A 19173-nucleotide genomic window follows, 5' to 3' on the forward strand; every position below is an offset into this window, starting at 1 on the left:
GAGGACTGGGTGTTCACGCAATACGACCCGGAATCCGCGGCGCTCACGGACGAGCTGCGCGGATTGTTCGACGAGTTCGGCAAGGGAAAGTGGACGGCTGACGAGCTGGAAACCCATCAGACCGCCAAGCTGCGCACGGTACTTGCCTATGTCCGCGCCAACTCGCCGTTCTACCGCGCCAAGCTGAACGGGATTTCGGACGAGACGCTCGCCGGACTGCACGTCAGCGATATCCGGAACCTTCCCTTCACCACCAAGGCGGATCTGCAGCAGGCGCAGTTCGACATGCTCTCGCTGCCCGTGTCCGACGCCTGGACCTTCTACGAGACCACCGGCACCACCGGAAAGCCCACCCCGTGCCCCCGCACCAATGGGGACACCATTCACAACAACACCGTGCTCACCGCCTATTACCAGGACATCTTCGCGCAGCACGGCAACCGGCAGGTCATCGGCATTTCCGGCCCCACGGAACTGCACGCCACCGGGGACACGTTCGGGGACGTGTGCCGCAACCTGGGGCACGCGGTGGCCAAGATGTGGCCGCACTCGCCGGTGATCGGATTCGACCGCGCCCTGGAGGTCCTGCGGCTGCTGCCGGTGACCGGGCTGTTCTGCACCCCGGGCATGGCCCTGCGGCTGGCCCAGAAAGCGGTCGAGGCGGGGCTGGACCCCCGGCGGGACTTCTCCCTCGACCTGCTCATGCTCACCGGCGAGCTGATGTCGCCCAGCCTCCGGGACAACATCGGCGCGCTCTGGGGGGCCGAGGCTCACAACTGCCTCTACGCGTCACAGGAGGCCTCCGTCCTCGCGGCGGCCACCTCCGACGGCACGCTGCGCATCGCTCCGCTGATCAACCACTACGAGGTGATCGACCCCGGTACCGGCGAGCCCGTGGCGCCCGACCCCGACGGGGTGCGCTACGGCGAACTCGTCGTCACGAACCTCTACACCGGCGCCAAGCCCCTCATCCGCTACCGCACCGGGGACCTGGTGCGGATGACGGAGGCCGGGCCCGGCGCCGCCGTACCGGCGCCGGCGCTGGAGCCCGTCGGACGTGTCCGCGACCGGCTCGGGCTCAACGGGCACCTCGTCAACGGCTACGACCTGGAGAACCTGCTGCTCCGTCGCTTCCGCGGCTACCTCGACTACCAGATCACCGTGACCCGTGACGACGCGGGCACGGACCTGCTTTCCCTGACGCTCAACGCCGACCCGGACCGGCACTGGGGAGACGACATCGAACGGGCCGTCGCGGACTGCCGAGAGGAACTGGACACCGCGCTGAGCGTGGCCTTCGGTGACCCCGGCCCCATCACCAGCACCGGAGCCATGGTGAGCTGGAAGGCCGCGCGCGTGGTGGACCTCCGCGACCCGGGCGCCGGGACCTCGGTCGAGTCCCGCTCGGCCGAGCGGATCGCCGGGGCGAGGGCATGACGGCCGGCCCGTCCCCCGCCGACCCGCCCCCCGTCGGCGCCTCCCCTCCGCGGCGACGGTCGCAGCTCGGCCTCGGGGCATGGGCGTACGACCGCGGCGAGTTCGTTTCGGCGCAGGCTCCGCGGCTGCCGCTCTCCACACAGGGCCTGCACTACGGGACCGCGGTGTTCGAGGGAATCCGTGCCTACCGCTCGCACGACGGGCTCCACCTGTTCCGGGCGCACGAACACTACGCGCGCATGCTGCGCGCATGCCGGATGCTGCGCATCACGGGCATCCCAGCGACGGTCGGGGAACTCGTCGACATCACTGTCGAGTTGCTGCGGATGAACGCGCACGACGGTGACGTCTACGTGCGTCCACTGGCGCACAAGCTCTCTCTGCTGCCTGGCACCCCGCCCGGGGTCTCGCTGGCCGGCGTGTCCGACGCGCTGTCCATCACCACGTTCGGCTATCCGACGGCCGGTGACGTCCAGGAGGTGCGCTGCGCCCTCAGCGCGTGGCGGCGCCCGCCCCGCGACACGCTTCCCGCGCAGGCGAAGATCGCCGGTGGCTATGTGACCAGCGCCCTCGCCTGCGACGAGGCCCGCGCGGCCGGATACGACGACGCCATCCTCCTGGACCGGTCCGGCAACGTCGCCGAAGCGACCACCGCGAACGTGTTCGCGGTCAGGGACGGCGTCCTCGTCACCCCGCCGGACACGGGCGACCTGCTGCCCGGCATCACCAGGGACACCGTGATCACCCTGTGCCGAGAGGCCGGGATGACGGTCCTGGAACGCCCCCTCAGCCCCGCGGACCTCTACACCGCCGAGGAGGTGTTCCTCACCTCGACCGGCAAGGAAGTGGCCTCCGTGGTCGCGCTGTCCGGCCGGGACATCGGAAGCGGCACCGCAGGACCGGTCGCGGCCCGCGTCGCCGCGCTGTACCGCACGGCCGTGACGGCTCAGGACGCTCAGGAGCCAGCCGGGGGCGAGAGCCGTCCGGAGTGGCTCACTCCCGTTCTGCCGTCTGAGTACCTCGGCGCGCGGCCGGCGCACGTTCCGCCGACGCCCCCGGAGTTTCCCCTCCCAACCGAACACCTACGCCAAGCAAAGGGACATGCGGATGACGCTGCATGACTTCATCTCACTCCTGCGCCCCGGCTCCGAACAGCCCTCGGCCGTCGGCACGCTCGGCCCGCCCGGCACGAGCAGCGAAGTGGCGGCGAAGCGGTACGCCGCCCAGATGTCCGGGCTCGACGGGCCAACCATCGACGTCCAGCTGTTCGACACCTACGAGAAGGCGGGAGAGGCGCTCCAGGCCCGTGATGTGACTCATGTCGTCGTGGCCAACGCCTACAAGGAAATCAACCCGTTCTACATGGACCCGGCCGTCGAGCTGGCCGGGGTGTTCGTGATGGATACCCCGCTGTACGGAATCGCCATGGCCCGCGGAGGCGGACCGGTGCCGGATGCCCCGACCGTCGCGAGCCACCCCTCGCCCGAGCCGATCATCGCGCAGCTCCTGCCGCGTCGCCACGCGACGTACAAGGTGATCCACCACGACTCCACCAGCGCCGCCGCCCGTGCCGTCGTGGAGGGAACCGCCGATCTCGCGCTGACCACCGTGCCGGCCGCGCAGCTGCACGACCTGGAGTTCATCTCGGGGACCCGGCCCATACGCATGGTCTGGTCGGTGTTCGGCAGGGCGGTGCCCACACGCAACAAGGAGACGAGCCCATGCTCCTCCTGAACGGAGACCAGGTACGAGAGGCCCTGCCGGTGGCCGAGGCGCACCGGGTGGTGGCCGAGGTGATGCGCCGTTACAGCGCGGGCGACGTCGTCCAGCCGGTGCGCACCGTGCTCGGATCCGGCCTGGACGCCTCGCTGTTCGCCGCCATGCCGTGCCATGTCGCCGGCGAGTCGGACGCGGGATACGGCATGAAGGCGGTGCTGCACGCGCCAGGCAACAGCGCCCGCGGCCTGCCGACACACGTGGGCATGGTGGTGGTGTTCGACCCCGAGACCGCGCAGCCCCTGGCCCTGATCAACGGTGCGGCCGTGACCGCGCTGCGCACGGCCGCGGCCTCCGCCGTGGCGACCGAGGCCCTGGCTGCCCCGGACGCCGGCGACCTGGCTCTGATCGGTGCCGGTACCCAGGCGCGCAGCCATCTGCTCGCGCTGCGGGACATTCGGCCGCTGCGCCGGGTGCGGCTGTGGAACCGGGGCCACGCGCGGGCCGAGGAGTTCGTGGCGTGGGCGCGTGCGGAGGCCGACGTCGGCGTCGAGCTGACATCCACGCCCGCGGACGCGCTGCGCGGCGCCGACCTGGTGTGCACGACGGTCGACACGGCCGAACCCGTGGTCCGCGCAGCGGACTTGGCGGACGGCGTGCACGTCAACGCCGTCGGCTCCTCCGTCCCGGGCAAGCGCGAGCTCGACTCGGGCGCGGTGGCCTCCTGCTCGGTCTTCGTGGACAGCAGAGAGGGAGCCCTGCGCGAGTCCTCCGAGATCGCGGCGCCCGTGGAGGAGGGGCTGGTGCCCGCCGACCGGCCGCTGCCCGAGATCGGCGAGGTGCTGCTGGGCAAGCACCCCGGCCGTACGAGCCCCGCCGAGCGCACGCTCTACAAGTCGCTGGGCATGGCCGCGCAGGACGTCGCCTCCGGATTCGCCGTCGTCCGTGCCGCACGGCGCCTCGGCATCGGCACCGAAGCCGACTTCACCTGCTGAGACCCCGCGTGAGAGGACACGGTATGACGGCACTACTGATTGGCAATGTCGGAGTCATCGGCGACGAGCGGCGCATGGCGGAGTACCGCGCGAAGGTGCTGGACACGCTGCGGCTCTACGGCGGAGGGTTCGTGATCCGGGGTGGGGAGTCCGAGGCACTGGAAGGCGACTGGCAGCCCGAGCACCTGTCGGTGATGGGGTTCCCCACGGCCGAGCACGCCCGCCGCTGGTACGACTCGCCCGAATACCGCGCCATTGTCCCGCTCCGTGACGGCACGCACATGGACCTGATCCTGGTCGAGGGTGAGGGCGAATGACGCCGCCGTCCCGCCGTCGGCGTTCCTTCTCGCAGGTGGACGTGTTCACCGAGGTCCCCTACCTCGGCAATCCCGTCGCCGTCGTCCTGGACGGCGACGGGATCTGCGACCGGGACATGGCCCGGATCGCGGAGTGGACCAACCTGTCCGAGACGACGTTCGTCGTCCCGCCCACCTCCGACGAGGCCGACTACGGGCTGCGGATCTTCACGCCGGGCGGTGAGATCCCGTTCGCCGGTCACCCCACTCTGGGCTCCGCACACGCCTGGCTGGAGGCCGGAGGCACTCCGAAGAAGCCCGGAGAGCTGACGCAGGAGTGCGGCCTCGGGCTCGTGAAGGTGCGACTCTCCGGCGACGGGCTGGGCTTCCGCGCCCCCGCCCTGCGCCGCAGCGGTCCCCTGGACGACGCGCACCTGGATCGCATCGCCCGCGGGCTGCGGATCGACCGCGCGCGGATCGTCGGCCACCAGTGGGTCGACAACGGGCCCGGCTGGGCCGCCGTACAGCTCGCCTCGGCCGATGAGGTGCTGGCCCTGGAGCCGGACGAGCGGCACATGCGCGAGCTGATAGTGGGTGTGGTCGGTGCCCACCCCGAGGGCTCACCCGTGCAGTTCGAGGTCCGCGCCTTCGCGCTGCCCAAGGGCGTGCGCGAAGACCCCGTCACCGGAAGCCTCACCGCGGGGCTCGCCCAGTGGCTCATCGGCAACGGGACGGCCCCGCGCGGCTTCCGGGTCGGCCAGGGCGCACGCCTGGGACGGCAGGGCGTGCTCACCGTGGAGGCGCAGGGCCAGGACATATGGGTCGGCGGCGCGAGCGTGACCTGCGTGCGGGGCGCCCTTCAGGCGTGAGACCGGCGGCTTCTTCCTGTCCGTGGGGTGTCCGCTGTCCCGCCGACGGGACAGCGGCACTCGCGCGACTCCGCACCACCGCGAACGAACGGTCCGCCTGTTTCGGGATGCCGTTTCGGGGAGTTCACGCTGTTGACCGAGAGGGTGACCCGACCAGGCAGACGATGGCAGACTGGCGGCGCATCGAGGCGCCATTGTTCAGGGCGATTTCTCATGAGAACCATGACTTTGAATCACCCCTGCCTTGGTAAGTGCGTGGACGCGATGGTTGTCACTTGTCGGATTCCGTGACGAGAATAGATGATTGATTCTGGCGGCGACTTGACCGCCATATGCGAATATGCCCTGGGGGCAGCGATGGTAAAGGAATTAAGCGCGCCGACGCCGGGCCGGCGGATTTACTCGCTCTGGGGTGGCGACGCCGATGCACGGTGCCTGCTCGAATCGTTGGCCGAGACCGCACGCACGCGAAGAGAAGATATCGCGGTACAGGACGAGACACATGAACTGACCTATGGGCGGCTCATGACGTGGGCGAGTAATATCGCCGACCTTCTCGCCGGCCACGGTATTCGTCCGGGCGACCGGGTGGCGGTCACGGGGCCTCGCGGTGCCGCAGTCGTAGCGGCGATGCTGGCCACGGTGAGCGCGGGAGCGACCTATGTGCCCCTCGACGTCGAGTATCCGGTCAGACGCCTCGAGCACATGGCCGCCGACAGCGAGGCCCGGCTGCTTCTGTTCAGCGGCGACGAACCGGCTTTCGACCTCAGGGCCCAGGCGGTCCGCATCCCCGACGCGCCGGACCTGAGCGACCAGGAGGCCATTGCGGCGCTGTCGCGGCTGTCCTGCCGGCCGGACCTCCCCGTGTACGTCATCTACACCTCGGGCTCGACCGGGCTGCCCAAGGGCGTCGCCCTGCCCCATCGCTGTGTCGACAACATGGCGGCCTGGCAGTGGCAACACTCGGTGCGCCCGGACCTGCGCACGGCCCAGTTCGCACCGCTCAACTTCGACGTGTGGTTCCAGGAAGTACTCGGAACGCTGTGCGGCGGAGGAACGCTGGTCGTCATGCCCGAGTTCCTCCGGCGCGACCCCATCGCCCTCCTGGACTGGCTCGCCGACCACCGCATCGAGCGCCTGTTCCTCCCGTACGTCGCCCTGCACATGCTCGCCGTGGCCGCGGAGGCCGCGGACTCGCTGGAGCACCTCGCCCTGGCGGAGGTGAACACCGCGGGCGAGCAGCTCGTGTGTACCCCCGCGGTCCGGGAGCTCTTCCGCCGCCTGCCCGGCTGTCGGTTGAACAACCACTACGGACAGAGCGAGTCCGCCATGGTGACGGTGCACACGCTCACGGGCTCCAGCGACGACTGGCCCGCGCTCCCCCCGATCGGACGTCCGCTGTCGGGCTGCGAGATCCTGGTCGACCCGACCGAGCCGGGTGAACCGTCGGTGGGCGAACTGCTGGTTGCCGGCGCACCGCTGTCCGTGGGCTATCTGCACCAGCCCGAGCTCAATGCCGAGCGGTACGTCACCCTCGACCGGACGACGCCGCAGGGGCACCGCCGCGCGTTCCGCACCGGGGACCTGGTGCGCGTCGAGGGGGACACGGTGCACCTCCTCAGCCGTATCGACAACGAGGTGAAGATCCGCGGGGTCCGGGTGAACCCCCTTGAGGTGGACGCCTGCCTGCTGGAGCAGCCGGGGATCGTCGAGGCGGTCACCGTGGTGGTGGACATCGCCCAGGGATCCCGGCAGCTGCGCGCCGCCGTGACGTCGGACGTCGGTGTGGGCGAGTTCGACGCCGCGAGGGTGCTCAAAGCGCTCACCGAGCTGCTTCCCGAGCAGTTCATACCGGTCTCGATCACCGTACTGCCGGAACTGCCGCACACCCCCAGCGGGAAGGCCGACCGGGCTGCCGTCGCCGCCGCGCTCGCGCCGTCGTCGCCATGACGCCGGACGAGTGGACTACCGAGGGGATCCAGACCTCGCTGAGAAGCCCACCCCGCTGATCCTTGGCGACCCGGCGCGCCGCCCGGCGGCGCACACCTCAGCGTGCCGGCGACCTGAAGGGACGTGTGCGCGGCGAGGAGACCCGCGACGTAGTCCGGGAATTCCCGGAGAAGCTGGATAAACGGAATCGATCCGAACAGGGGTGGCGCATGCAAGACAACGACTTCGGCACACCGACCGAGCGGCGGCTCGCGGACATCTGGGCCGACATCCTGCGGCTGGACAACGTCAAGCGTGACCAGGACTTCTTCGACGCCGGCGGAGACTCGTTGCTGGCTACGAAGGTCGTCCTACGGGTGTGCCGGGAATGGGACATCAAATTCACGGTCAGGGTCCTGAACGACGCGCCGGTCCTGGCCGACCTGGCTGAACGCATCGACCAGCGGGTGACGAAGTCGGGACAGCCGTCCGCGGGCGCACCCTCGCCGGCAGCCCGCGCGAGCCGGGCCGGAGCATGTTTGTGGGAGATGCGGCCGGGGACGGCGGGCGCCGGACAGGACACGTTGCTCCTCCTGCCCCATGCGGGAGGGTCGGCACAGAACTACGCCTCGTGGGCGGACTTCTTCCCCAAGGACCTGCGCATCCTCGCGGCCCAGTATCCCGGTCGGGCGGCGCGCGCCGACGAGCCGGCCGCGGCCGACCTCCATCACATCGTTGACGAGATCCTCGATGCGCTGGGCGATGTCGAAGGGCGGCTCTACGTCTTCGGCCACAGCATGGGCTCCTACGTCGGGTACGAACTCTGCTGGAGACAGCAGTTGGCGAGCCGCCCGCCCGTGGCCCTCTTCGCCTCCGGGGCCGTTCCTCCGCACAGGCACCGGCCGAACCCGGCGACCGAGGAGGAGATCACGGACGAGTGGCTCATGAAACTCCTGGACATGTACAACGGCGTTCCTGACGACCTCATGAATTACCCGGAGGTCATAAGCCAGGCGCTGGGCACGCTGAGATCCGACGTAGTGCTCTTCCGCAACTATTCGTACGGCGATCGGCGGCGTCGGTTGGAGATCCCGATCGTGGCGTTCGGCGGAGAACGCGACGACCTTGTGCCCGCCGCCGAGGTGGAACGCTGGCATGAACTGGGCGCAGCGGAATGTGCCACGCACATCATCCCGGGCGGGCATTTCTATTACCTCGACAATACGGCGACGGTCACGGCCGCCATGTCCAAGTATCTCGTGAGCGTTCATGACGGGCAGAAGGAATAGGAGATCGCGAGCATGTCCAGCCAAGAATTCTCCGGGATCACGGATGCCGGGACGGTCATGTCGGATCGCCGGAAGATCGTGCTGGTGGAACTTCCCACCTACGAGAACATCCTGCCGCTCGCCTCGGGCTACATCCAGGCGTACGCGCAGGCCGACGAGGCCGTCGCGGCGGACCACACGTTCGAGATCGTGTCCCTCCCGGTGTCCGCCGACCGGCGTCAGATGGTCCGGGAGCTCGCTGACAGGGACGCGTACCTCTATACGTTCAGCTGCTACATCTGGAACATGAAGCTGGTCCGCTGGCTGCTGAAGGAACTGCGCGCACTGCGTCCCGACGCTCACTACCTGCTGGGCGGGCCACAGGTGATGAACCACGCCGCGACGTATCTCAGCGACGGTGCGGAGAACGTCTACGTGTGCAACGGCGAAGGGGAGCGAACGTCCCTAGAGTTCATCCGGCAGCTCGGTTCGCAGACGCCGGACATGAGCCAGGTACCAGGGCTCAGCTTCTGGTCCTCGGGCGAACTCATCACCACCGAATCGGCGCCCAGGATCCAGAATCTGATGGACATTCCGTCGCCGTTCCTGAACGGCGTCTTCGAAGGTCACGAATTCAGCTTCGCCATCATGGAGACGAACCGCGGATGCCCGTTCCGCTGCACCTTCTGCTACTGGGGCGCGGCCACGAACTCCAAGGTCAACAAGTACGAAGAGGATCGGATCAAGGATGAGCTGAAGTGGATCAGCGAGCACGGGTACTCCGCGCTCATGATCGCCGACGCGAACTGGGGCCTGTCGCCCCGCGACGTCACCCTGAGCGAGTACATCGTCGAGTGCAGCGAGGAGACCGGCTACCCGCTGATCGTTCACATGGCCGCCGCCAAGAACCGGCCCGAGCGCATGGCGGAGATCACCGAGATCTTCGTGCGCGGTGGACTGATGGTGAGCCAGCCCATCTCGCTGCAGACGATGAACGAGTCGGCGCTGGAGATGGTGGACCGGAAGAACATCCGCGAGGACACCTACATCGGGCTGCAGCGCCTGCTCCGGGAGAAGCGGATCAGCTCGTACGTGGAAATGATCTGGCCGCTGCCCGGCGAGACCCTCGAGTCGTTCAAGGACGGGCTGACCAGGCTGTGCCGCTCGTACGCCGACACCATCATCGTCTACCCGCAGTTGTTCCTGCACAACACACCCATGTACGCACAGCGGGAAACCCTCGGCATCATGACCGCGGAGGCGGCCAGCGACGTGTCCGAGGCGGAGGTCGTGCTCGGCACGAAATGGGTGACCGAGGAAGACTGCTACGAGGGCTACTGGGTGAACCACGCGCTGTACACGCTGTACAACATGCGCGCCCTGTTCGTACTCTCGGGATATCTCGACGCGACCGGGATCATCTCCTACGGTGACCTGTTCGCCGAGATGTCCCGCTACTTCCGCAGCAGAACCGACTCGGAGGTGTGCCAGTTCTTCATTCAGTCGACGAAGGACCTGGCCAACTACGACCTGCTGAACACCGGTAAGACCGCGCACCTGATCCTCAGCTCGCATCGCGAGGAGTTCGACCGGTTGCTGGCCGACTTCGTCGCCGCCCAGGACTGGTGGGCCGACCCGATGGCACGCCAGGCGTTCGAAATGGACCTCCTCACACGGGCCTACATCTACCGTGAACCGGTGCGTACGCCGGACCACGAGTTCACCGAGATCGTCCTGCGCGGCCAGCCGGATTCACGGGGCTTCCTGGTCGAGGTGTCCGCGGAGCTGTTCCGCCTGCTGGTGGCACGGGAGATGCTCGAGGCCGTCGACGAGGAGTCGGAGCGGATCACCCTGCACATCGACCACCGCGGCAGGCAGAAGATGCCGTACCAGCCGCAGCGGAGCCTGGAGCACAACGCGAACTACTGCCAGGGCATGGTGCTGCGGTCCCGGGAGATCCTGCCCACCATTCAGGTCGCCTCGACAGAGGTTCCCGCCTCCGTCGCGTGAGCTACGGCGCCGGGGCGAGGCCGGATACCCCCTGCGGGGCGGTGACACCGGCCGTCGTCCCGGTGCCTTCTTCAGCGCAACACCTCAGGACCAGTCGTACACGCACCTGTGGCGGCCGTACATCCTCGGTGCGATCGAAATGCGCGATGCGTGCCACGCACCGCGAATGGACCATGCCCGCACCCGTGGCGGAATAGCCGGACCTCGATCAGCGGGCACCCCACACCGCGCGAGAGAGGAGAAAAAGCAATGATTCCGCTGTCATTCGCACAACGCCGTATGTGGATTCTGCACCAGATGGAGGGAGGGGCGGAGACCTGGAACATGCCGGCGGCCTTCCGGCTGACCGGATCCCTGGACCAGGCCGCCCTCACCGCGGCGATCCGTGACGTGGTCGACCGGCACGAGATCCTGCGCACCGTCTACGTGACGAACGACGACGGTGAGCTGTACCAGCGGATCCTCCCGACAGCGGAGGCCACGCCTGAGGTGCCGGTCATCGAGGTGGCCCCCGAGGACGTGTCCGGCGCCGTCGAGGAGGCCATGACGTACAGGTTCGACCTGGCGGTTATGTCCTCGGTTCCATCGTGGTGCGTGACGTGCACGCCCGGCACCACGAAATGAGCATGCCCGAACCCGTGGCCGAGGTCATGGAGGTCATCAACCGCATGCTGGCGGAGCCGGCGGAATGACCGGACAGTGATCTCCGGGGCCGTGGACACAGCGCGAGAGACGGGCGACGGGACTCCCGGACAAGGAGTTCCTCGCCCGGATCGAGCTCGGTCCTCGACGTGATCGAGGCTGTCGTCCGTGCACCGCTTGCACCGCTCTGACCAAGGGCGATGCGCGGGAACACCCGTGTCAGCGGTCGTGTCAGGAGTCATGACAGAGCGGTGACAGACGGGTGACAGACCTGGCCGCGACTGTGGAGGCATGAGAAGTACAGCGATTGCAGTTTCAGGGCTGCGGAAGGCATACGGAGACAAGACCGTGCTCGACGGCATCGATTTCGATGTCGCCGAAGGGTCGATCTTCTCCCTGCTCGGCCCGAACGGGGCGGGCAAGACGACGACGGTGAACGTCCTGGCGACGTTGCTGAAGGCCGACGCCGGGACGGTGCACGTCGCCGGGCACGACGTGGCGACCGCGACCAAGCAGGTGCGCGCCGCCATCGGCGTGACCGGTCAGTTCGCCGCAGTGGACGAGCTGCTCTCGGGCCGGGAGAACCTCCAGATGATGGCGGACCTGAAGCGCGTGCGCTCCGGCGAGGTCGTCACGCGGCTGCTGGAGCGGTTCGACCTGGTGGAGTCGGCGGACAAGATGGCGTCGACCTACTCCGGCGGTATGCGCCGGAAGCTGGACCTGGCGATGACGCTGGTCGGCAACCCGCGGATCATCTTCCTGGACGAGCCGACGACGGGTCTCGACCCGCGCAGCAGGCGCACGATGTGGGGGATCGTCCGCGAGTTGGTGGCCGACGGCACCACCATCTTCCTCACCACCCAGTACCTGGACGAGGCCGACGAGCTCGCCGACCAGATCGCGGTGCTGAGCGATGGCAAGCTCGTCGCCGAGGGGAGCGCCGAGGAGCTGAAGCGGCTCATCCCCGGCGGGCACGTGCGGCTGCGCTTCACCGACCAGGCCGCGTACCGGTCGGCCGCCTCCGCGCTGCGCGACGTCACCACGGACGACGACACGCTGTCGGTGCAGATCCCGAGCGACGGCACCCAGCGCGAGCTGCGCTCCATCCTCGACTGGCTGGACTCGGTCGGTATCGAGGCGGACGAGCTGACCGTGCACACTCCCGACCTCGACGACGTCTTCCTCACCTTGACCGAGCGCACGAGCAAGGAGGCGATCTCGCAGTGAGCGCTGTCTCGACGGCACTGGCCGACTCGGCGATCATGCTGCGTCGCAACCTGAAGCACACCATGCGGAACCCCGTCACGGTGTTCAACGCGATCCTGTTCCCGATCGTGATCATGCTCATGTTCGTCAAGGTGTTCGGCGGCGCCTTCAGCGTCGGTCAGCACTACATCGACTACGCGACGCCGGGCATGCTCGTGATGGCCGTCAGCTACGGCCTCGGGGCCACCGCGACGTCCGTGAACTCCGACATGACCAAGGGCATCATCAACCGGTTCAAGACCATGGACGTCTCCCGCGGAGCCATGCTGACCGGACACGTCGTCGTCACCACGGTGCGCTGCCTGGTGGCCGCCGCGGCCATCATCGGGGTGGCCTTCGCGATGGGATTCGACCCCCACGCGAGCGCCCTCGACTGGCTCGGCGTGCTCGGTCTCTTCCTGCTCCTCGCCGTCGGGGCCAGCTGGCTCACCGTCGCCATGGGCCTGGGCGCGAAGAGCGCGGAGTCGGCGGGCCTGGCCGCCGTGCCGCTGATCATGCTGCCGTTCCTGAGCAGCGCGTTCGTGCCCGCGGACACGATGGGGGCAGGGGTGCGGCAGTTCGCGGAGTACCAGCCCTTCACCCCGATCATCGAGACACTGCGCGGGCTGCTGTCGGGCCACCACGCGTCGACCGGCCACACGGTGTCGGCTCTTGCCTGGTGCATCGGGTTGGCGATCGTCGGGTACCTGTGGGCGGTCTCCACGTTCAAGAAGCGAGCGTGACCTCGACCAGCTGAGACCAGCTCGTGCGTGTCCCCTCCCGTGCCGCCTCGACGAACCCCGCGTCGCCGAGGCGGCGCCGCGCTGTCTGCTCGATCCGGGCCACGTCCGTATGGGAGCGGTCCGCCAGCCCGCGCACGCTGGTGCTGGCCGCGAGAAGCCGCGCGGCCTGCTCGGGCTGGTCGCGGCGAAGTGCCAGGTCCGCGACCCCGACGAGCGCCCGCGCGATCAGCGGCGCGTGTCCCGCCTCGGACGCCGCCGCGCAGGCCGCCGCGCGGTACGCTCGCGCCTCGCCGAGGTCGTCGGCGAGGTAGCCGAGCAGATCGTGGGTCACCGCGCGGATGTTCGCCTGCTCCGCGTCGTCGCCCAGCAGGGCCGTCGCGGCGCCGAGTTGCCTGCGTGCCTCCTCGGGGCGGCCGCCCCACCGGGCGAGTTCCGCCTTCGACAGGGCCAGCACGGCCAGTGCGCCCGGCCAGGCGACCCGCTCCGCATACCGCTGTGCCTCGGCGATGGCGGCCGCGCTGGCGTCCTCGTCGCCGAGCAGCCAGTACAACTGCGCCTGCCGTGACCGCATCTGGATGATGTCCTCGATGGCACCGACCTCGGTGACGACCGCGATCGCCTGCTCGTAGTGCTCGCACGCGGCGGTGAACTCGCCGCGCGCGGCGATCCGGTCCGCCAGCTCGGTCAGGGCGAACGAGATTCCGAACCGTTCGCCGATCGCCCGGAACTCGGCGAGTGCCCGCTCCAGGTGCGCGTCCACGTCCCGCCCGCCCTGGCCGAGCATGATCCGCATCTTGCCCAGATGCAGCCGGGCCAGCGCACGCGCCCAGGGGTCCTCGTCGTCGAGCAGCGGTTCGAACGCGGGCAGGAACGCGTCGGGCCCCTGCAGCATGCGTTTCAGCGGGGCGATGAACCCCATCAGCGGGTGGCTGCGCCGGCTGTGCCGACTGAACCGGTACGCCTTGTCGATCCACTCCGCGACCTGGTGTTCGTCCCCCGGCCCGGAGCTCAGGAAATGCACGACCAGCGCGTACATCACGGCCCGGACCTCGTCGGCCACCTCGCCGGGCATCCTGCTGGCCGCGGTGATCAGTTCCAGGCCCTCGGACCTGTGCCCGCCGAGCCACCAGTACCAGCCCGCGCCCGCCGCGAGCCGCATCGCCGCCTGCGCCTCGCCCGCCGCGAGCGCGCCGCGCATCGCCGCACCGATGTTGTCGTGCTCGGCCTCCAGCGTGGCCAGCCACTTCAGTTGCTCGGCGCGGCGCAGATGCGGCTCCGCGGTCTCGGCGAGCTCGGTGAAGCAGGCGAGGTGCGCGTGGCGTGCCAGCTCCGCTTCGCCCGCCTCCGCGAGCCGCTGCCCGGCGTACTCCTTGATCGTGCCGATCATGCGGTAGCGCGGGGCACTGTCGCCCTCGGCGCGCAGCAGCGACTTCTCGGTCAGCGAGGTGAGCAGCTCAAGCACCTGTTCCTGCTCAACCGCGGCGCCCGCACAGACCCGTTCGGCAGCGTCCAGACTCGCCCCGCCGGAGAACACCGAGAGCCGGCGCAGGACGAGCCGCTCGGCGTCGGTGAGCAGCTCCCAACTCCAGTCGACCAGCGCGCGCAGCGTCTTGTGCCGCGGCAGCGCGGTGCGGCTTCCGCTGGTCAGCAGGCGGAACCGGTCGTCGAGCCGGTGGGCGAGCTGGTCGATGGACATGGTGCGCAACCGGGCCGCGGCCAGTTCTATCGCCAGCGGCATTCCGTCGAGAGCCCGGCACACCCGCGCCATCGTGGCCAGCGTGCGGGCGTCGGACGCGAGATCCCGGCGCACCGCTCCGGCTCGGTCCCGCAGCAACCGCACGGCGGGTGCGGACTCGATCTCGTCCGGGCTCGCGCCCGGCTCCGGCAGGGCCAGCGGGTCGGCCTGCCACAGCGCCTCCCCGGTGATGCCGAGCGGTTCGCGGCTCGTCGCCAGGATCCGCAGCCGCCGGCACTCTCCGAGCACCCGGTGGGCGAACACCGCCGCGGACTCGACCACGTGCTCGCAGTTGTCCAGGATCAGCAGCGCCTCCCGCTCGCGGATCGCGGCGATGAGCCGGTCCGTCAGCTCCACGTTCGGGGCCCCGCCGAGCAGGGCGTCCCGCAGGCCGAGTCCGGCGAGCGTCGCCTGCGCCACGTCGGCCACGTCGCCGTCCGCGCCGATGGCGGCCAGCTCCACCAGCCAGGCCCCGTCCGGCAGATCGCCGAGCATCGCCCGCGCGGTCTCCGCAGCCAGCCTGGTCTTGCCCGCGCCGCCCGGCCCGATCACGGTGGTGAGCCGGTGCTCGGCGATGAGTTCGCGGACCGCGGCGACATCGGCGCCCTTGCCTATGAAGCTGGTCAGCTCGGCGCGCAGATTGGTCTTGCGGTTCCGCTCACGCGTCCCCAGCTCGCCGCGCAGCAGCGCGACGTGCAACGCGGACAGCTCCGGCGAGGGATCGACGCCCAGCGCGTCGGCCAGGGCCTCCTTCGCACGCTGGTACACAAGGAGCGCCTGGCTGTCGCTACCGGCCGCGACAAGGGCGCGCATCAGCGCGGCGACGAGCCGTTCCCGCAGCGGATGCGCGGCCACCAGGTCGGTCAGCTCCGTGACCAGCTCCGCACCGCGCCCGAGGGTGTTCTCCGCGTCGAACCACTCCTCCAGGGCGGTCAGGCGCAACCCGTCGAGCCGGACGACCGCGGCGTCGAACGCGGCGCTGTCCTGCGGGCCGCTGTCCTGCATGGCCGCACCGCGCCACAGCTCGAGGGCCTCGCGCAGCAGTTGCGCCCGCCGGGAGGCGTTCTCGGTGCGGGCCTGGCTCGCGACGACGAGGCGCTCGAACCGTACGGCGTCGACGGCGTCGGGTTCCACGATCAACCGGTAGCCATCCGTATGCCCCTCGACCGCTCCGTACGGCAGTGCCTTCCGCAGCCGGGAAACCAAGCGCTGCAGGGCATTCGTCGCGTCGGCGGGCGATTGCTCCCCCCAGATCCAGTCGACGAGCGACGCCTTCGGGACCACCTGACCGGGTCTGAGCGCGAGGGCGATCAACAGTCCGCGCAGCCGGGCGCCCGGCACGTCGACCCATACGCCGTCGTCCGTGCGCATCTCGAATGGACCCAGCATCGCGATCTGCACCCGCCGATTTTGTCATGGGCGCGTTTGGCGGGCAGCCAACTCGCTGACGTGTGCCGCCGTGCACGCGCGCGGCGGCCACGACCACGGTGATGCTCAGGCCGAGCACAACGGTGGCGATGCCTCTTGAATCGGATAACTCGCCGTCAAACACCATGAACCGCTTCGGGCGCGCGTGATGCCTGCTCGCGTCGGCGGCGTCGCCCGGCCGACTGTGTCGACGGACGGCAGCCGAAAAGGTTTTCACAGTCCAGATCGAACGGCGCAGATCAAAACAGAAATCAAGACTCGGCGGGCAGGTATCTGCCTTACTGTCCTGTCGGCGGGACAGCAGGTGCCCGGCAGGATGTCCGCACTGTCATCTCTTGCACTGGGTTTCCCTGGCCATTTACGTTGGCGTCGCGATGGCCCCTGGGCGCACCACCGAAAGCGGGACACGGCTGCTTTCCACCTCAGGACCGATGACACGCGACACGGGCCGACAGCGCTCTCACCCCTGCCCGGTCGGCGAGCACCGGACACCACCAGCACGGTGTGAGTTGAAAAGAACCACGAGACGCTCGTCCGGCCGGTCAATGGCGTGGGCGGGTATTCCCGTTCGGCGGAGAAGCGGAGAAAGGAAAGGCTGGCAATGCAGTCAGAATCAGAAGCCGCGCCTGCGGGTGCGTCGGAGTCGTTCGTACAAGAGGTCTCGGCGCTGTGGGGGGAATACCTCGACTCTCGTGAGGTCGGAGCGGACGACGACTTCTTTGAGCTCGGCGGCAATTCGCTGATCGGCATCAAGATCATCGATCGGGTGGCCCAGGACTACGGCGTCGAACTGTCCGTGCGCGACTTCTACCTGGCGCAGACCCCGGCCCGGGTCGCCGAGTTGATCGAGCGGGGAAGGGCGCGGACGTGAGGTTGACGCCGGGTCCCGCGCGCGACATCGACCTCGACCGCGTCGACCTGTTCGACCTGGACCTCTACACCTCGGGTGACCCGCATCCGATCTGGGACGCGATGCGGGCGAAGGCTCCTTTGCATCACCAAGTCCTTCCGGACGGGCGGGAGTTCTGGTCGGTGACCCGCTACGACGATGTCTGCCGGGTGCTCGGCGACCACCGGGAGTTCACGTCGGAGCGCGGCACGGTACCCACCCACCTGGGGACGGACGACGTCGCGGCCGGCGTGCTGCTGACGTCCACCGACCCGCCGCGGCACACCGAGGTCCGCAGGCCGCTCGGCGCCAAGCTCACCGCGCGGGCGGTGAAGTCCTGGGAGGACTCGATCCGGCGGTCGATCGTGCGCTTCCTCGAACCGGCGCTCGACGGTGGCACCTTCGACCTGGCCGAGAAGGCGTTGCTCCTCCCGGCGATGGTCACGGGCCCGCTCCTCGGGATCCCGGAGAAGGACTGGGAGGAACTCGTCCAGCTGACCGCGATGGTGACGGCTCCCTCGGACCAGCACTTCCAGCAGGGCAGCGAAGCCGCGACCCTGGCCATCGCCCACCACGAGCTCGTCTCCTACGTCAAGGAGTGGGTCAAGACGCGGCGGGCGGCCGGAGGCGAGGACGACAGCCTGCTCCACCACCTCATGAGCGTCCGCCCGGGAGGCGCGCCGCTGACCGACGAGGAGATCGCCCTCGACGGCTACAGCATTCTGCTGGGCGCCAACGTGACGACGCCGCACACCGTCTCGGGTACGGTGCAGGCCCTCATCGAGCGGCCCGAGCAGTTCGAGAAGGCGCAGGCCGACCCGTCGCTGATCCCGAACCTGGTCGAGGAAGGGCTGCGCTGGACGTCGGCCGCTTGTAACTTCATGCGGTACGCGGTGGACGACGTCCAGATCGGCGCAGGCACGATCCCGGCCCGTGGGGCGGTCGTCGCGTGGATCGGGTCGGCGAACCGGGACGAGTCCCAGTTCCCCGATCCGCATGTCTTCGACATCACACGGGACGGCGCGAAGCGCCAGGTCGCCTTCGGGTTCGGGTCGCACTTCTGCATCGGGGCGCCGCTGGCCCGGCTGACCCTGCGCGTCTTCTTCGAAGAACTGCTCCAGCGATTCGGCTCGGTCGAGCTCGACGGCGAACCGCAGCACCTGCGGTCGTACTTCATCGCCGGGATGACCCACCTGCCCATCGTCGCCCAGAAACGAAAGACGCCATGACATCCGGCTCCACCACCGCCACGTCGCCGTGGTTCGTCCGGCCGCCGTCCGCCGAGCACCCCGCCCGGCTCTTCTGCTTCCCGTTCTCCGGGTCCGGGGCCTCGGCCTTCAGCGCCTGGCCGGCCGCGATCGACGACGTCGAGGTCTGCCCGGTGCAGTTCCCCGGCCGCGAGAACCGCCTTGCCCACCCCCACTACGGCACCTACGAGAACCTCGCCGCCGACCTGGTCGAAATCCTGGTGCCGCGGCTCGACCGGCCGTTCGCGTTCTTCGGGCACTGCGCGGGCGCGCTGCCCGCGTTCGAGACCGTGGTCCGGCTCGCCGAACTGGGCCTGCCGGGGCCGCAGTGCCTCTTCGTGTCGGGCCAGCCCGCACCGCACGACGCCGCGAGCGACCGGATGCTCAGCATGACCGAGCCCGAGTTGCGCGCCGAGTTGGAGTCGTTCCTCCGTGGCCGGGGGATCGAACCGCGGCCGGACATGATCGATCTGGGCATGGTCGTGCTGCTCCGTGATCTCGACGCCGCGCGTGCTTACCGTCGGACGGAGCCGGTCGCGGTGCGGTGCCCCATCGTCGTGCTGAACTGGCAGGACGACCCCGACGTGAGCCTTGACGAGCTCGAGGGGTGGCGTCGGTACTCGGATTCGGTCGACATCCGGGTGGTCGACGGCGGCCACTACGACTTCATGAACGCGCCGGACGAGCTCCTGAAGCGGTTGACCTCCTGGCGGTGAAAGGCGGA

General features: G+C 69.2%; 16 protein-coding genes. 15 read left to right on the forward strand and 1 reads right to left on the reverse strand.

Going from position 1 to position 19173, the window contains the following annotated elements; translation table 11 throughout:
• The first annotated feature begins 9 nt into the window (after positions 1-9).
• The 12 genes from AVL59_RS10850 (at position 10) to AVL59_RS10905 (ending at position 13150) form a co-directional block, all read left to right on the forward strand.
• Positions 10-1437 (forward strand): phenylacetate--CoA ligase family protein, encoded by a 1428-nt coding sequence (locus AVL59_RS10850; RefSeq protein WP_067302115.1) that lies wholly within the window; start codon positions 10-12, stop codon positions 1435-1437.
• A complete protein-coding gene (locus AVL59_RS10855) occupies positions 1434-2558 on the forward strand; it encodes an aminotransferase class IV (RefSeq protein WP_079146633.1) in 1125 nt (374 codons plus the stop codon). Before AVL59_RS10850 ends, AVL59_RS10855 begins: the two co-directional genes overlap by 4 nt.
• Complete coding sequence (locus AVL59_RS10860; protein ID WP_067302117.1) at positions 2545-3171, forward strand: type 2 periplasmic-binding domain-containing protein; 627 nt, start codon at positions 2545-2547, stop codon at positions 3169-3171. Before AVL59_RS10855 ends, AVL59_RS10860 begins: the two co-directional genes overlap by 14 nt.
• Positions 3159-4148, forward strand: a complete 990-nt coding sequence (locus AVL59_RS10865) for an ornithine cyclodeaminase family protein (protein WP_067302119.1) — start codon at positions 3159-3161, stop codon at positions 4146-4148. Before AVL59_RS10860 ends, AVL59_RS10865 begins: the two co-directional genes overlap by 13 nt.
• Before the next feature lie 23 nt (positions 4149-4171).
• Positions 4172-4465 carry a DUF1330 domain-containing protein gene (locus AVL59_RS10870; protein WP_067302122.1) on the forward strand — a complete coding sequence of 98 codons (294 nt, stop codon included), beginning with the start codon at positions 4172-4174 and terminating at the stop codon, positions 4463-4465.
• The gene (locus AVL59_RS10875; protein WP_067302124.1) at positions 4462-5313 is read left to right on the forward strand and encodes a PhzF family phenazine biosynthesis protein; all 852 of its coding nucleotides are present in this window, start codon (positions 4462-4464) and stop codon (positions 5311-5313) included. Before AVL59_RS10870 ends, AVL59_RS10875 begins: the two co-directional genes overlap by 4 nt.
• 357 nt (positions 5314-5670) lie before the next feature.
• A complete protein-coding gene (locus AVL59_RS10880) occupies positions 5671-7263 on the forward strand; it encodes an AMP-binding protein (protein WP_237281866.1) in 1593 nt (530 codons plus the stop codon).
• Positions 7264-7388: 125 nt separating this feature from the next.
• The gene (locus AVL59_RS10885; protein ID WP_159399892.1) at positions 7389-8531 is read left to right on the forward strand and encodes a thioesterase II family protein; all 1143 of its coding nucleotides are present in this window, start codon (positions 7389-7391) and stop codon (positions 8529-8531) included.
• Between the two features lie 12 nt (positions 8532-8543).
• Positions 8544-10520, forward strand: coding sequence for a B12-binding domain-containing radical SAM protein (locus AVL59_RS10890; protein WP_067302130.1), 1977 nt, complete (start codon positions 8544-8546; stop codon positions 10518-10520).
• Between the two features lie 249 nt (positions 10521-10769).
• Positions 10770-11144: a condensation domain-containing protein gene (locus AVL59_RS10895; RefSeq protein ID WP_079146634.1), complete on the forward strand. Its 375-nt coding sequence runs from the start codon at positions 10770-10772 to the stop codon at positions 11142-11144.
• A gap of 309 nt (positions 11145-11453) precedes the next feature.
• Positions 11454-12389 (forward strand): ATP-binding cassette domain-containing protein, encoded by a 936-nt coding sequence (locus tag AVL59_RS10900; RefSeq protein WP_067302136.1) that lies wholly within the window; start codon positions 11454-11456, stop codon positions 12387-12389.
• Positions 12386-13150, forward strand: a complete 765-nt coding sequence (locus tag AVL59_RS10905; protein WP_099053038.1) for an ABC transporter permease — start codon at positions 12386-12388, stop codon at positions 13148-13150. The genes AVL59_RS10900 and AVL59_RS10905 overlap by 4 nt, the downstream gene beginning before the upstream one ends.
• Here AVL59_RS10905 and AVL59_RS10910 read toward each other — a convergent pair.
• Positions 13134-16286: a BTAD domain-containing putative transcriptional regulator gene (locus AVL59_RS10910; RefSeq protein WP_067302138.1), complete on the reverse strand. Its 3153-nt coding sequence runs from the start codon at positions 16284-16286 to the stop codon at positions 13134-13136. The genes AVL59_RS10905 and AVL59_RS10910 overlap by 17 nt on opposite strands.
• A 628-nt stretch (positions 16287-16914) precedes the next feature.
• Here AVL59_RS10910 and AVL59_RS10915 point away from each other — a divergent pair.
• The 3 genes from AVL59_RS10915 to AVL59_RS10925 are packed head-to-tail and all read left to right on the forward strand — an operon-like array spanning position 16915 to position 19165.
• Positions 16915-17184 carry a phosphopantetheine-binding protein gene (locus tag AVL59_RS10915; protein ID WP_067302140.1) on the forward strand — a complete coding sequence of 90 codons (270 nt, stop codon included), beginning with the start codon at positions 16915-16917 and terminating at the stop codon, positions 17182-17184.
• Positions 17181-18431 carry a cytochrome P450 gene (locus AVL59_RS10920; RefSeq protein ID WP_067302143.1) on the forward strand — a complete coding sequence of 417 codons (1251 nt, stop codon included), beginning with the start codon at positions 17181-17183 and terminating at the stop codon, positions 18429-18431. The genes AVL59_RS10915 and AVL59_RS10920 overlap by 4 nt, the downstream gene beginning before the upstream one ends.
• Positions 18428-19165, forward strand: a complete 738-nt coding sequence (locus AVL59_RS10925; protein ID WP_067302145.1) for a thioesterase II family protein — start codon at positions 18428-18430, stop codon at positions 19163-19165. Before AVL59_RS10920 ends, AVL59_RS10925 begins: the two co-directional genes overlap by 4 nt.
• Positions 19166-19173: the final 8 nt, after the last annotated feature.

Origin of the sequence: Streptomyces griseochromogenes (genome assembly GCF_001542625.1) — a bacterium.
In the GTDB taxonomy this organism is placed as follows: Bacteria; Actinomycetota; Actinomycetes; order Streptomycetales; family Streptomycetaceae; genus Streptomyces; species Streptomyces griseochromogenes.

Excerpts from the sequence above, each read along its gene's own strand:
- AVL59_RS10860 (WP_067302117.1), top strand. The coding sequence starts at position 2,545 with ATGACGCTGCATGACTTCATCTCACTCCTGCGCCCCGGCTCCGAACAG.
- AVL59_RS10895 (WP_079146634.1), top strand. The coding sequence starts at position 10,770 with ATGATTCCGCTGTCATTCGCACAACGCCGTATGTGGATTCTGCACCAG.
- AVL59_RS10915 (WP_067302140.1), top strand. The coding sequence starts at position 16,915 with ATGCAGTCAGAATCAGAAGCCGCGCCTGCGGGTGCGTCGGAGTCGTTC.
- AVL59_RS10870 (WP_067302122.1), top strand. The coding sequence starts at position 4,172 with ATGACGGCACTACTGATTGGCAATGTCGGAGTCATCGGCGACGAGCGG.
- AVL59_RS10880 (WP_237281866.1), top strand. The coding sequence starts at position 5,671 with ATGGTAAAGGAATTAAGCGCGCCGACGCCGGGCCGGCGGATTTACTCG.
- AVL59_RS10890 (WP_067302130.1), top strand. The coding sequence starts at position 8,544 with ATGTCCAGCCAAGAATTCTCCGGGATCACGGATGCCGGGACGGTCATG.
- AVL59_RS10875 (WP_067302124.1), top strand. The coding sequence starts at position 4,462 with ATGACGCCGCCGTCCCGCCGTCGGCGTTCCTTCTCGCAGGTGGACGTG.
- AVL59_RS10900 (WP_067302136.1), top strand. The coding sequence starts at position 11,454 with ATGAGAAGTACAGCGATTGCAGTTTCAGGGCTGCGGAAGGCATACGGA.
- AVL59_RS10855 (WP_079146633.1), top strand. The coding sequence starts at position 1,434 with ATGACGGCCGGCCCGTCCCCCGCCGACCCGCCCCCCGTCGGCGCCTCC.
- AVL59_RS10925 (WP_067302145.1), top strand. The coding sequence starts at position 18,428 with ATGACATCCGGCTCCACCACCGCCACGTCGCCGTGGTTCGTCCGGCCG.
- AVL59_RS10865 (WP_067302119.1), top strand. The coding sequence starts at position 3,159 with ATGCTCCTCCTGAACGGAGACCAGGTACGAGAGGCCCTGCCGGTGGCC.